The 13,067-nt window shown below is 43.7% G+C and carries 11 protein-coding genes and 1 tRNA gene; 2 read left to right on the top strand and 10 right to left on the bottom strand.

The window, feature by feature from the left end:
- Window position 1 precedes the first annotated feature (1 nt).
- From ACMCM8_RS11205 to ACMCM8_RS11215, 3 genes are all read right to left on the bottom strand, one after another.
- The gene (locus ACMCM8_RS11205) at window positions 2-610 is read right to left on the bottom strand and encodes a hypothetical protein (RefSeq protein ID WP_412722705.1); all 609 of its coding nucleotides are present in this window, start codon (window positions 608-610) and stop codon (window positions 2-4) included.
- A 381-nt stretch (window positions 611-991) separates the two neighbouring features.
- Window positions 992-1,411, bottom strand: coding sequence for a hypothetical protein (locus tag ACMCM8_RS11210; protein ID WP_412722706.1), 420 nt, complete (start codon window positions 1,409-1,411; stop codon window positions 992-994).
- A gap of 146 nt (window positions 1,412-1,557) precedes the next feature.
- Window positions 1,558-2,739 carry an endonuclease/exonuclease/phosphatase family protein gene (locus ACMCM8_RS11215; RefSeq protein ID WP_412722707.1) on the bottom strand — a complete coding sequence of 394 codons (1,182 nt, stop codon included), beginning with the start codon at window positions 2,737-2,739 and terminating at the stop codon, window positions 1,558-1,560.
- A gap of 254 nt (window positions 2,740-2,993) precedes the next feature.
- Here ACMCM8_RS11215 and ACMCM8_RS11220 point away from each other — a divergent pair, with 254 nt between their 5' ends.
- Entirely contained in the window at window positions 2,994-4,040 is a 1,047-nt protein-coding gene (locus tag ACMCM8_RS11220) for a PLP-dependent cysteine synthase family protein (protein WP_412722708.1), read from the top strand.
- Between the two features lie 183 nt (window positions 4,041-4,223).
- Here ACMCM8_RS11220 and ACMCM8_RS11225 read toward each other — a convergent pair whose 3' ends face one another.
- The 6 genes from ACMCM8_RS11225 to ACMCM8_RS11250 form a co-directional block, all read right to left on the bottom strand.
- Window positions 4,224-4,796, bottom strand: coding sequence for an NADPH-dependent FMN reductase (locus tag ACMCM8_RS11225; protein ID WP_412722709.1), 573 nt, complete (start codon window positions 4,794-4,796; stop codon window positions 4,224-4,226).
- Window positions 4,797-4,964: 168 nt separating this feature from the next.
- On the bottom strand, window positions 4,965-6,695 hold the full coding sequence (argS, locus tag ACMCM8_RS11230) for an arginine--tRNA ligase (RefSeq protein WP_412722710.1): 1,731 nt from the start codon (window positions 6,693-6,695) through the stop codon (window positions 4,965-4,967).
- Between the two features lie 18 nt (window positions 6,696-6,713).
- Entirely contained in the window at window positions 6,714-8,303 is a 1,590-nt protein-coding gene (gene prfC, locus ACMCM8_RS11235; protein ID WP_412722711.1) for a peptide chain release factor 3, read from the bottom strand.
- 187 nt (window positions 8,304-8,490) lie between these two features.
- Window positions 8,491-9,414, bottom strand: coding sequence for a DMT family transporter (locus tag ACMCM8_RS11240; protein WP_412722712.1), 924 nt, complete (start codon window positions 9,412-9,414; stop codon window positions 8,491-8,493).
- 238 nt (window positions 9,415-9,652) lie between these two features.
- Window positions 9,653-10,192 carry a ribosomal protein S18-alanine N-acetyltransferase gene (rimI, locus tag ACMCM8_RS11245; protein ID WP_412722713.1) on the bottom strand — a complete coding sequence of 180 codons (540 nt, stop codon included), beginning with the start codon at window positions 10,190-10,192 and terminating at the stop codon, window positions 9,653-9,655.
- A complete protein-coding gene (locus tag ACMCM8_RS11250; RefSeq protein ID WP_412722714.1) occupies window positions 10,144-10,737 on the bottom strand; it encodes an alanine acetyltransferase in 594 nt (197 codons plus the stop codon). Before ACMCM8_RS11250 ends, rimI begins: the two co-directional genes overlap by 49 nt.
- A 631-nt stretch (window positions 10,738-11,368) precedes the next feature.
- Between ACMCM8_RS11250 and ACMCM8_RS11255 the strand changes: the two genes are divergently transcribed.
- The gene (locus tag ACMCM8_RS11255; RefSeq protein ID WP_412722715.1) at window positions 11,369-12,643 is read left to right on the top strand and encodes an NAD(P)/FAD-dependent oxidoreductase; all 1,275 of its coding nucleotides are present in this window, start codon (window positions 11,369-11,371) and stop codon (window positions 12,641-12,643) included.
- Between the two features lie 343 nt (window positions 12,644-12,986).
- Here the strand turns inward: ACMCM8_RS11255 and ACMCM8_RS11260 are convergent.
- Window positions 12,987-13,063, bottom strand: a tRNA-Trp gene (locus tag ACMCM8_RS11260).
- Window positions 13,064-13,067 lie beyond the last annotated feature (4 nt).

Here is a 13,067-nt window from a genome sequence, read left to right on the forward strand (position 1 = left end):
ATCAAGAGTTAGGATTTGCAATGAACGATGCATACTCTAAAGCAGAGAAGTACTGGCTGCCTTTTGAATTTGAATAAATAGATTTCGCAAAGTCTCTTGCACTTGAGTAATGGCTGCCATCAAGTACGGGATAATAAATGTTCGAATAGGAGGAATCACTACTCTCTCTTGCATTTAGATAGAGGGCGATAAGTATTCTATTGTAATCGTTGCAGCCAGCATACTCTTCCTTCTCTACTCGTAAAATATCAATGATTTTCTCATCAAATTTTTTACGACCATCTATCTCAATTGGATAAGTATCACTCTGTTTACCGAAGTAAGCCTCTCCATCGAAGATACGAACAAAGCTAGCATGCCAAAGATCACTGGGAAGATTATGTTTCCAATAATTTGGACCTTCTAAATGCCACTCACGTTGTTGAAGACCAGCACCACCAGAGCCATTTCCCGATGCAGCTGCTGAAGAATTGAGATTGACAGTTCCCGTCGCCCATACATTTTTTATAGGCAGAGAAAGGAGAGCACTACCTGCCAAGGTCTTCTTTACAAAGTTTCTACGCGTCCGTTGCTGCGGTGTAATGTGCGATTGATCTTCGTTTTGTTTCATAAATTTTCACTACTCGGTAATCTTAAAACAGCTTGATACACTGCCTACGAATGCAAACAATGCAATATTTATACCACCCAGCACTCCCTTATAAACTGGGACTATAGGCGTTAACTTTTGAAACATCGTAAAAAAAACTGACACTTAATCTGCACAACTAAGTATACATGCAAAAGTGAAGCGTGTAGATACTGTGACGTGTAAGCCCCCTAACCTTCGGCTCCTACCTGTCACTCTGCTTTTCGTAACTACACCATTTTCATAAACGGTAACGTAAACCACAAGGCAAATGTCACTCGTTTAGCATAACACATACTGATTAAATTGTGACCACCTTATATAAGGAATTAATATAACTTTCAAGATTAAAATGGAGGGGCTTTAATCTACACATAAGGTCGCCTCGACCACCCCTTTTGAGATATATGCACGACACCCAAAAACGTCCGTAGACTCTAAGCACACGCCAGTTGCGTTAGTACCACTTTCGACATCGTTGGACAATGCAACGCATCCCACTTCACAATCGCTATTATTAATACAGAACGCCCCTGCATCTGACGCTGGAAGTACACAGGCATAGCGCTGTTGACGCCCTAAACGCTTCCACTGCCCGTTATTCTTCAAGCAGGAAGTTTCATCCGGTATTGAATACGCTTGTTGAACCAGTGGTAGCGATTTGTCTACCTGAAATTCAAGTACGTCAATCTCTGTTGAAGACGGAATATAAACAGGCTCTACAGAACTGCAAGCCAGTAGACATACACTCACACCTATCGATACTAATCGCACTATTTTCATCTATTTGATTCACATTTGACGTGCATGTAAGGCTTCCCTATTTCCCGCTGCAAGTAGCCCATTTTAGGTCTCCATTTCTTGATTTTTTGGCTATGCACAATCACTCTGAAATATTTGTCATCGATGGTAGCAACGCCTCTATATCACTAGTGTAGACTCAATATCGCCCAAACTAACCGGTGATCGGAACTGGCATCTCGGCTGTTAACTAAACGGTGTAACCCACTTGTTTTTTCTGGCCAGAACACACCTGTATCTATTACCTTAATTCCAAATTGTGAGGGTAGCACGTAATCAGCGCGCGCCCCCCAGTAGGCAGTAAAACGATTACTAAACACCTCGCTCGACACGGCTGCGCCACCTGCACTAACAGGAACAAGGTTACCATTTACCAGTGGGCTATCGAGAAGCTGTTCGATTACCCCAGGTCTGTGCTTATCACCCATATCAGCTGCATTAAAATCCCCAACTAAGACAAACCGAGAACCTGCTGCTAATGAGACTTTAGCACCGCTATCATCATAAACGTATGCGCCTTTCTCGGGAGTCAGATAATCTGCCATTAGCCTGATTTCATCAGCATTTCTTTTGCCGTTTCTATCTTCATCCCCATCAAAGGTAGGTGGTGTGGGATGCATAGCCAAGATATGCACGGTATGTATACCTACTTTAATCGGAATGTCCCAGTGCGATTTTGAACTCAGTGGAAGCGCAGCCCATTCTTCCTCGCTATACCAGGTTTTGCCATTGTCGGCATTGCCATTTTCATCAGGAATACGCGGAGCACGAGCATGGGGCATATCCTGCCATTTAAAATGCTGAAAGGTACGAATTGCGGCTTCGTCGATTGGAAACTTTGATAATAGGGCCATTCCATAGTGACCAGGATAGAGTCCATACCCATAGGCATCCCCCCCATACCCTGTGTGTTTGCCATTATTATCCAAATCAAATGGGCTGGGTTTACCCGTATTAACTGAGCTGACATAAGTATAAGGGTAATTGACCGGCGTTTGATCCGACTGGGGTTTGTTTAAATAGTTTTTTACAAACGCATCCACCCCCTTGCTTTTGTCCTCTATGTAATCAAATTCATTGAGTAAAATTATATCTGGATCCACTCTTTGAATAATTTCTGCAATATTTCTTACTTGTGGATGCTGTCCTGACGCTAATACGTGAGCTAACACATCAGCACTTGGCTGCATGTTCAAAGATTGATAATTAGTTGCCTCCATACTGACATTAAACGTAGCAACTTTGATGGTTTGTGCAACAAGTATTCCCGGGATAAGAGCCAATAAAATTAGAAACACTTTTATTTTCATAATGTAACTCACTTGCATAGTCTTCCAGTAAGATAGCAGGGATAGTCTCTAAGCCATATTGTTTTCATTGGTTTCAGTATTGTCTTTGCCCGACGGTTCCTTACCACTCATCGCCCTCTAACAGACAAAAATATACTCAGATATTGTTATAACTTAGCATTTTTAACTAATAACAATACGGCATACGATTATTTTTAATAATTTTTTCTCAAAGTGTGTTGATATTGTATTGGTCTAAATACGAAGGAAATGAAATGTCTGATTGGGTTACGCACGCGATAAAAACGATAAATGCCGATTTTCAACGTTCAGCTGATACGCATCTGATAAAGCTAGGGCCGCTGTCACTGCCTGGTGTTGATATTTATCTCAAAGATGAAAGCACACATCCCACTGGCAGTTTAAAACACCGTTTAGCCCGATCACTTTTTTTATACGCGCTGTGTAACGGAAAAATTCATGAAAGCACTACGGTAGTTGAGGCATCATCTGGCAGCACCGCTGTATCAGAGGCCTATTTTGCTAAAATGATCGGTGTCCCTTTTGTGGCTGTTATGCCACGTACTACCGCACAAAGTAAAATAGCGCTCATCGAAAAATACGGTGGCCGTTGTTACTTCGTCGATTGCCCTACGCAGATGCACAGTGCTGCTACGCAAATAGCGCATGACTTAAACGGCTACTTTATGGATCAGTTTCTATATGCCGAACGTGCCACAGATTGGCGAGGCAATAACAATATTGCCGAAAGCATTTTCGACCAAATGAAAGCTGAACCCCATGCAATTCCCCACACCATTGTAATGAGCGCAGGCACTGGTGGCACTTCAGCAACCATTGGGCGCTATATTCGCTACAAAGGCCTAGCATCAAAACTTATTGTGGTTGACCCCCAATACAGTGTGTTTTTCGATAGTTTCAAGAAAAGGAACTACACACTAACTGCATCAAGAGGAAGCCGTATTGAAGGTATAGGACGACCCAAAGTGGAAGCGTCATTTCAACACGATGTCATAGACGACATGTTACGAGTACCTGATGCGGCGAGTATCGCCACTATGCATTGGCTTAACGATAACATGGGAATTAAAGCCGGCCCTTCAACAGGGACTAACTTGTGGGGTGCATTAAGTGTTGCCCAATCATTGATAGACCGCGGTGAATCTGGCTCGATTGTAACCTTGATGTGTGACAGTGGAGAGCGCTATTCGTCAACCTATTACAATGCTCAATGGGTAGAGAAAGAAATAGGTTCAACGACAGAATATGTGGCGTTACTCAACCAAATAAGGATAGCCTAACAGCACCAAAACTAATAAAGACATTGTGAAATTAGCGTGCTTTCTTACTATAAAAAACGTTACTGAGTCATTATTTACCATTACGCCACTTTTAAAGATCAGGAAAAGGGGCATATTCGCAAGCGTGCAGAATTAGCGGTAACCAAGGCCACGAAGTGACATTCATTGTCACTTCGCTCTTTGTTAGGAATGTAATTTACTCGCAAGCTCAGCCGTTTCCCTTCCTAAATTTTTAAGTTGCTTGATCGTTTTCTCATCTTCCACTTCGCCAGCCTCATTAAGCAAGGTATTCACTTTTGCGATAGCTTTTTGGTTTGGCAGCACCATAGTACCGAGGTTTTCAAGTAGCATTCTAAGTACAACCAGCACCCGCATACCGCCTAAACCACCTGCAGAGGCCGCCATAATGCCCGCGACTTTTCCGCGATATGCTTGCAATGGCTTTTCACCTTCACTCATACGCGATGCCCAGTCGATAGCATTTTTAAATAGAGCCGGATAGCTTGAATTATATTCTGGTGAGGCGATTAAAAATCCATCGTGGCTCATAAGCAGCGCTTTAAAGGCTTGTGCTTTTTCCGGTATGCCAAATTCCGCTTCTTCGTCTTCGTTAAACAGCGGCATTTGATAATCGGCTAAATCAATCACCGTGACTTCTGCGCCCGCTTCACGAGCGCCTTCTGCTGCTACTTTTACAATAGCGTGGTTATATGAACCTTTTCGTGTGCTACCAGCAAATGCAAGGATCTTAGTCATTAGGGTTTTCCTATCTTTGTTTTTTATCTTTTTCAGCTATCAGAGTTGCGTGCAGGTTTTACACTGTGCTTGCGCTAACTAATATGTGCACGCTAAAACGGGTACAAAAAAGGCTGACAATCAATGTCAGCCTTTTTCGATATCAATATATATGTTGTACCGCGAACACTACATTTTTTCTAGTGTTTCGATACCAAGAAGGGTTAATCCCTGCTCCAGCGTTTTGGCAACCAAAGCTGACAAAGCTAAACGGCTATCGCGTACAGGTGGCTCAATACCGTCTTTAAGCATTGGGCACGCCTCGTAAAAGGTCATAAATGCTGATGCTACATCGTATAGATAGGTACACAATACGTGTGGTGTGGCCTCACGCGACACCATACCAATCACTTCTTCAAATTGCATAAGCAGCACCGCAAGCGCGTGCTCTTGTTTCTCTGCAATGTTGATATCAACTGGCATGGTTGTCATATCGACACCCGCTTTTCTGAACAAACTCTTCACTCGGGTATACGCATATTGAAGATAAGGCGCTGTATTACCTTCAAAGCTTAGCATTGAGTCCCAGTTGAACATGTAGTCCGTAGTACGGTTTTTAGACAAGTCGGCATATTTAACCGCACCTATACCTACTTTACGTGCAACTTCTTTAAGCTCTGCTTCAGTTAAATCGTTGTCGCGTTCAGCAATCAATTTACCTGCGCGTTCTACCGCTTCATCAAGTAATTCAACCAGTTTTACCGTGCCGCCGTCGCGGGTTTTAAACGGTTTACCGTCGCTGCCTAACATCATACCGAATGGGCAATGTTCGTAAGTTTGCTCTTCTTTCATGAAGCCTGCTTTACGGCCCACAATTTCAGTTTGCTTAAAGTGAAGCGCCTGACGCGCGTCGGTAAGAATAAGCGTACGGTCAGCGTTTAACTTGCCACTGCGATAACGCATTGCCGCAAGGTCAGTGGTGGCATACAAGTAGCCGCCACCAGACTTTTGAACGATGTAAACCGCAGGATTACCTTCTTTGTCGGCAAGCTCAGGAATAAACACCACTTGAGCGCCTTGGTCTTCTACTGCAAGGCCTTTTGCTTTAAGGTCGCTAATTACGTTGGCTAAGTCGTCGTTGTAAGCCGATTCACCCATGATATCTTTACGGGTAAGGCTTACGTTCAGCTTGTCGTACACTTCTTCAGAGTGAGCAATAGACACGTCGATGAACTTTTCCCACAGTGCCAAACACTGCCCGTCACCACCTTGTAGTTTCACCACGTATTCACGAGCGCGATCGGCAAAACCCTCTTCTTCGTCAAAGCGTACTTTGGCTTCGCGGTAAAAGTCTTCAAGGTCAGACAGTGCTGTTTCAGCCACTTCGTCCTGTAGCTTGTCTGAAAGGTGTGCCAACAACATACCAAACTGCGTGCCCCAGTCACCCATATGGTTTTGACGAATTACGTTGTGCCCCAAGAACTCAAGTACTTTCACCACTGCATCGCCAATGATGGTAGTACGCAAGTGACCTACGTGCATCTCTTTTGCCAAGTTAGGCGATGAGTAATCCACTACAATGTTTTGTTCTGGTGACTTGGCAATGCCCAAACGCGGGTCAGTCAGAGACAATTCACACTGGTTCGCCAGCCACGCATCGTTCAGGTGAACATTAATAAAGCCTGGGCCTGCTACTTCAAGTTTGCTTGCAATATCATCAAGCTTCACAGTTTCAACAATCTTTTCGGCAATATCACGTGGCTTTTGCCTAAGCTGCTTAGCCAGTGCCATGGCGCCGTTAAACTGATATTCACCAAACTCTGGTCGAGCACTGCGCGATACGGGCACTGGCGCATTGTCTACGCCCATTTCTTGTAGAGCTTCGGTGAAACGGTTAACTAATAGTGCGTGTATATTCATAGTGTGTCTTATCTTCGTTTAATTTTCGCGCGTGTTCTTAAATTGAATATCCGGATAGCGCTCTTGCGCTAACTGCAAATTCACCATGGTCGGTGCGATATAGGTAAGATTATCGCCACCATCAAGGGCCAGGTTTTGCTCACCTTTACGGCGGAATTCATCAAGCTTTTTCTCATTGTCTGAGTAAACCCAACGGGCTGTACTGACGTTGATGTGCTCGTATAGCGCATCTACGTTGTACTCCGCTTTTAATCGGGCCACAACCACATCAAACTGAAGTACACCTACCGCGCCCACGATCAGGTCATTGTTGGCAAGCGGTCTAAATACCTGCACGGCGCCCTCTTCCGATAACTGAATAAGGCCTTTCAGTAACTGTTTTTGCTTAAGCGGATCTTTCAAACGAATTCGTTTAAATAGCTCAGGCGCGAAGTTTGGAATACCTGTAAAACGATAGTTGTCGCCTGAGGTAAAGGTATCACCAATGCGAATAGTACCGTGATTGTGCAAACCAATAATGTCTCCGGCGTAAGCTTCTTCTAGCAAAGAGCGGTCACCGGCTAAAAATGTCAGCGCATCCGAAATACGCACGTCTTTGCCCAAACGGCTGTTACGCATTTTCATGCCTTTTTCGTACTTGCCCGACACAATGCGGCAGAACGCGATACGGTCACGGTGTTTCGGATCCATGTTCGCCTGGATCTTAAATACAAAGCCGCTGAACTTGCCGTCTGTACTTTCGATTGTGCCTTCTTCAGTGTCGCGGCCTAGTGGCGCAGGTGCCCACTCAACCAAACCGTCCAGCATGTGATCAACACCAAAGTTACCCAATGCCGTACCGAAAAATACCGGCGTCAGCTGACCTTCTAAGAAAAGCTCTTGTTCGAATTCGTTTGAGGCACCGCGAACAAGTTCTAACTCGTCACGCAAGTTTGACGCAAGGTCGCTACCCACTGCCGTATCGAGTTCAGGATTATCTAACCCTTTAATGATACGTACATCTTGAATAGTGTGTCCTTGGCCACTTTGATACAAAATAGTTTCGTCACGGTGCAAATGATATACACCTTTAAAACTCTTACCACAGCCAATAGGCCACGTGATTGGCGCACACAGAATATCAAGCTCAGTTTCTACTTCATCAAGTAGTTCCATAGGGTCGCGAATATCGCGGTCAAGCTTATTCATGAAGGTCACGATGGGTGTGTCGCGAAGACGGGTCACTTCCATCAGCTTGCGGGTTCTGTCCTCTACCCCCTTCGCGGCATCGATAACCATAAGGCACGAGTCAACGGCCGTAAGTGTACGGTAGGTATCTTCAGAGAAGTCTTCGTGCCCCGGCGTATCTAGCAGATTTACCAAGTGATCGCTATATGGAAACTGCATCACCGAGGTGGTTACCGAGATACCACGCTCTTTTTCCATTTCCATCCAGTCTGACTTAGCATGCTGGCCTGACTTTTTACCTTTTACAGTACCGGCGGTTTGCAATGCACGTCCGAACAATAATACTTTTTCAGTAATAGTGGTTTTACCCGCATCCGGGTGCGAGATAATAGCGAATGTACGTCGCTTTTTAATCTCTTCTAGAAGCTTTTTATCTGACATCAATACTTATCTTCGTTAACAGTTATCTCTGTAAATACAAGATTTACAGGCGCGTTTCTTAACGGACAAGCACTGCTTTTCCGCGCAAAATTAATGTTGCTTTAAAACGCTTGATACAAGCTGGGTAATTATTGGCGCGGATTTTAGCATTTTACAGCGGTTAACAGTAGAGTGAATTTGTCTAAATTTAGCGCCCTAGCCGTAGCATTTTTTTAAGCACACTATTTGGCAAACCATTTACCACTAACGCAGAAATCATCAACACTGCACCTGCGAATACCAAAGGTAGCAAGGTCTCTTTAAGTAGGACTACAGAACTGACATAGCCGACGATGGGCGTTAACGTACTAATGAGAACAATTCTATCTGGCGGCAGTTTTGGTCCAGCCGCTACCATCAGACCAAACCCAAGACCGGTCGCCACTGGGCCAATATAGGTGAGTAGTAACCAGTCATTTAAGCCATACTCACCAAAATTTGGCATAGGTTCTACTATCAACGCAATAGCAAGCATTGCAGCCCCAGCGATAGTAAACTGCCAAAAAACCGCTTCTATCACGCTGCCTTTCCACTTGTGAAAAGATACGCGTCTAATGGCTACTGCCCATAACGCTGAAGCGAGTAACATACCAAAGAGTGGCAGCCAAGCGCCCGGTTGGCCAGAGGCAAATAAAATCATCGCACACCCAATGGTCGATATACCTGTCAAGATAAGGCGCTTCGAGTGTGGCTTGTGTCGATACCACAATGTATCAATTAACAGCATCCATAGTGGCGTGGTATAGATAAGGATACTGGCCGTGCCCGCGGGAATAAACTGCAATGACACTGTGATAAGTCCCATTGATAAAATAAACTGGAAAAATGCGACTACAAACACCACAGAGCGATCTTTACGGTTCAAAATCGGCAGGCGTTTTTTAGTGATAAGTACAAATAACGCAAGTATGGGCAAGCTCAATAGAAAGCGCAGACAAACCATCCATAGCGGGCTGACTATCTCTAGCCCTAATTTCATACCTGGCCAATTGAGCCCTAAACACAGCACTGCAACTAAAAGCATTTTAATACCTTTAGATTGCTCTTTACTCGCCACCCATTCTGAAGACATGTGTCTGAAACCTGAATTACACAAACTGCTTTAAGAGAAATTACCGCCGCCCGCAAATACAATGTGGACAGGGTGTTGTGAGGGCGCAAATATAAGCCAATTCAAGAGGGATTGAAACCACAGAGCCGCTGATACCACCGCAAAAACCAGACCAAACGGTCAACTTTTAACAATTCAATGGAAACTTTTACTTACAGCGATATAAATTTGTGTAAAAAGTCAAAAGACTGCTTTGCGACTATGAACAGAATTCATGCGCGAGATTAGTCCATTTCATAATTTTCGCGTTTTCTTTTTCCGAGCCATTTTGACCTGACGAAGTATAATAATTTTTGCGGGTTTCTATGTGCTCAAAACCAGTATGTTCATACAAGCGAATGGCATTGTGGTTACTTTCTCGCACTTCTAACCACATTTCACTCATGCCGTGCTGTTCAGATAGCGACAACACGTTTCGCACCAAGGCATAACCCACACCCGCTCCTCTATAGTTGCTATCAACAGCAATATCCATCAAGGTTGCTTCATCAACCACTTCCAGCACAATGGCATACCCAATGATGTGCTCGCCATGATAGGCAAAAACCCCGTAATAGGGTTGAGTAAAGCAATCGGCAAAGGTACTGAGTTTCCACGGTGCAACGTGTGCATTTTGATGAATAGCGTGGGCCTGTGCGATGTCGTGTTCAACACCTTTTGATGGCACGACTTTTAACGTGACCGACTCCACTATTGGCCGTTGCTCAATGTCTGACCAACGCGCACCAGTTGAGCCCATAGCTCACGCTTTTGCGTCGCACTCAATTTAAGCGGCGTGGCAGGCAGTATGATTGCCGTTTCATCAACAGATAGCGCGCGACCAACCATAATAGTACTAGCCCAATTTGAAGGAATACCCAATTGGACACAGGCCAGCTGCAAATCACTTAACCATTGTTGAGACTTGGCTTTTTGTTCAGCACTAAGAGGAACCCCTTGAGGGGATTGAGATATTGGATGATGAGTAGAGACATTATTCGCTGATGAAGGAACTCTCTCATTCTTTTGTGCAGCGGCACTAACTGTCTGGATTGGTAAACCACTCGTACTTTGTTTTTTTGATTTTTCTAGGCTGTTACTCACCTGAGCACGCAACGACGCTAAATGAGATTGTTTTTCTTGTTGAGATGTGACGGAAGATACTTTAGTACTGGATGAGTTTAAGGCGACTTCTCTTTTTCCAGCCGACACCAAAGTGTCCTTCTCTTCATACACGCTCTTTGGAATCCACAGGGGGACACCTATTTCTTGTAGTACAGCTTGTTGATAAGGCGTAAAAGACATTACACGAGCCACTTTAAAAATTGAAACCTCAGTTTACTGCATGTAATTCAATGTTTAAATAAAGATTGCGAAACCATTTTCACCAGTTTCATGAAACACGAGAGAAGTGGTGAATTAAGCTTATAGAAGCGCTCAGCCTAATTGTGAACAAAAAATAACGGCTTTCATAGTATATACGTAGCAATCAACTATTGTAGTGTTTCAGACTCAATATCCTAAAAAGTCATTGCATGAATATTAGAATCCCACTATATTAGAATTTAATTATATTTGTTACTGCTTGTTGCAGATTTCCGATACTCGCAACAACGGTGCATCCAACTAATTGAGAAGCGCAGTACATCCTTTTCCAACTAGTGATTTTAAGTGCATCGTTTAACCGTTAATTTACGGTGAAAAGCGTTTTTGGTCGAGTTAATCTAAGCCACCCTGCTATTTTTTAACATACAGTGGAGCTACAGTACGGGCGGATGGTTAATACACACTGGGCCTCAGGAAATCAGCTACTCGCCGCAGTTATAGCGATATCAAATATATTAGAAACCACATATGAACTTTTATTGCGGAGATATGAAGTAACGCTGGAAAAACGACATCAGAATTAACCAAGAAACGAAACGAGGCTAGAAAAATGAAAAATATAGTAATCGTTGGTGCAGGTATAGGCGGTTTGCCCATGGCTTACGAGTTACGCGAAAAATTGGGTAAGAAGCGTCATTGCATTACTGTTGTTTCAGACTCACCTACCTTTCAATTTGTTCCTTCCAATCCCTGGGTCGCAGTTAACTGGCGCAAGCGTAACGACATTTGTATAGATATTGAAGAACCTTTGAATAAGAAAGGCATTGGATTTAATGCAAGCGGATTAAGCAAATTGGATCCAGAAAACAATCGTATAGAACTCGGTGATGGCAGCAGTCTTGATTACGATTACTTGGTCATTGCCACCGGTCCACGTTTAGCCTTTGATGAAATCGAAGGTCTCGGCCCAGATGGCTATACGCAGAGTGTTTGCCATGTAAATCATGCAGAAAAAGCATGTACTGCCTGGGAAGAGTTTGTAAAAAACCCCGGCCCAATTGTGGTTGGGGCAGCACAAGGCGCGTCCTGTTTTGGGCCAGCCTATGAAACAGCATTTATTATGGATGCAGATTTACGTAAACGTAAAATTCGCGATAAAGTGCCGATGACTTACGTCACTTCTGAACCTTTTATTGGGCATATGGGCCTCAATGGAGTGGGAGATTCGAAAACTTTAATGGAAAGTGAATTTCGTGACCGTCATATCGACTGGATAACTAATGCTAGAATACAAAAAATCACCCGTAGTGAATTTATCATTAGTGAATGTGACAACAATGGTAACGAATTAAAACAACACACTTTGCCTCACAATTACTCTATGATCCTACCCGCTTTTACTGGGATTGATCCACTGCGTAACGTAGAAGGCTTAGTTAACCCTCGTGGATTTGTGATTGTTGATAAGCAACAGCGCAATCCTAGATACAAAAATATCTACGCTGTAGGCGTCTGTATCGCCATAGCCCCTGACAAACCAACACCAGTGCCTACAGGTGTACCCAAAACAGGCTATATGATTGAATCTATGGTAGCCGCAGCGACAAACAATATCGCAGCCGACATTAACGGCCAACCACAAACCTCAGAAGCCACTTGGAATGCCATTTGCCTCGCCGATATGGGCGACACAGGCATGGCTTTTGTCGCTTTACCACAAATTCCACCGCGTAATGTTACTTGGGCCAGGAAAGGAAAATGGGTACACGCCGCTAAAATCGGTTTCGAGAAATATTTTCTGCACAAAATTAAAAGTGGTAACACTGATCCCTACTACGAACACGCCGTTTTAAAATTACTTGGAATTGAAAAACTCAAAAATTAGTTGGAAAGAACATTGTGAGATTCGTTGCCTGTGTATGCTGTTTTTTAGATCAGTTAGCCATTCGTTGAACCAACAAGCCAATATACTCAGTGTATTGGCTATGGTTTTGCGCTTTTTTCTAAGCGTCAACACATTGCAAGCAAACAGTAAGTCTTTTAACCAGCCGTATTCAAACAACTTCCATTTTCCATAACAAAAGTAAGACCCTAAAAACGTGTAATGATATCCCTAATGTCAGCTTCCACCGATGTTAAGTATCGAATGATTTAGACAAAAATTTCTCACACAATGCAGTTCGAGTATTAACTGATAATGAAAAAGTGGTATTGAGGAAATAGGAAAGTGGCAGGGGTGGAGGGACTCGAACCCCCAACCATCGGTTTTGGAGACCGCTGTTCTACCAATTCGAACTACACCCCTAGCG

Origin of the sequence: Alteromonas sp. D210916BOD_24 (assembly GCF_047159385.1) — a bacterium.
Lineage (GTDB): Bacteria > Pseudomonadota > Gammaproteobacteria > Enterobacterales > Alteromonadaceae > Alteromonas.

Excerpts from the sequence above, each read along its gene's own strand:
- ACMCM8_RS11255 (WP_412722715.1), top strand. The coding sequence starts at position 11,369 with ATGAAAAATATAGTAATCGTTGGTGCAGGTATAGGCGGTTTGCCCATG.
- ACMCM8_RS11225 (WP_412722709.1), bottom strand. The coding sequence starts at position 4,796 with ATGACTAAGATCCTTGCATTTGCTGGTAGCACACGAAAAGGTTCATAT.
- ACMCM8_RS11215 (WP_412722707.1), bottom strand. The coding sequence starts at position 2,739 with ATGAAAATAAAAGTGTTTCTAATTTTATTGGCTCTTATCCCGGGAATA.
- ACMCM8_RS11210 (WP_412722706.1), bottom strand. The coding sequence starts at position 1,411 with ATGAAAATAGTGCGATTAGTATCGATAGGTGTGAGTGTATGTCTACTG.
- ACMCM8_RS11220 (WP_412722708.1), top strand. The coding sequence starts at position 2,994 with ATGTCTGATTGGGTTACGCACGCGATAAAAACGATAAATGCCGATTTT.
- prfC (WP_412722711.1), bottom strand. The coding sequence starts at position 8,303 with ATGTCAGATAAAAAGCTTCTAGAAGAGATTAAAAAGCGACGTACATTC.
- rimI (WP_412722713.1), bottom strand. The coding sequence starts at position 10,192 with ATGGGCTCAACTGGTGCGCGTTGGTCAGACATTGAGCAACGGCCAATA.
- argS (WP_412722710.1), bottom strand. The coding sequence starts at position 6,695 with ATGAATATACACGCACTATTAGTTAACCGTTTCACCGAAGCTCTACAA.
- ACMCM8_RS11205 (WP_412722705.1), bottom strand. The coding sequence starts at position 610 with ATGAAACAAAACGAAGATCAATCGCACATTACACCGCAGCAACGGACG.
- ACMCM8_RS11250 (WP_412722714.1), bottom strand. The coding sequence starts at position 10,737 with ATGTCTTTTACGCCTTATCAACAAGCTGTACTACAAGAAATAGGTGTC.
- ACMCM8_RS11240 (WP_412722712.1), bottom strand. The coding sequence starts at position 9,414 with ATGTCTTCAGAATGGGTGGCGAGTAAAGAGCAATCTAAAGGTATTAAA.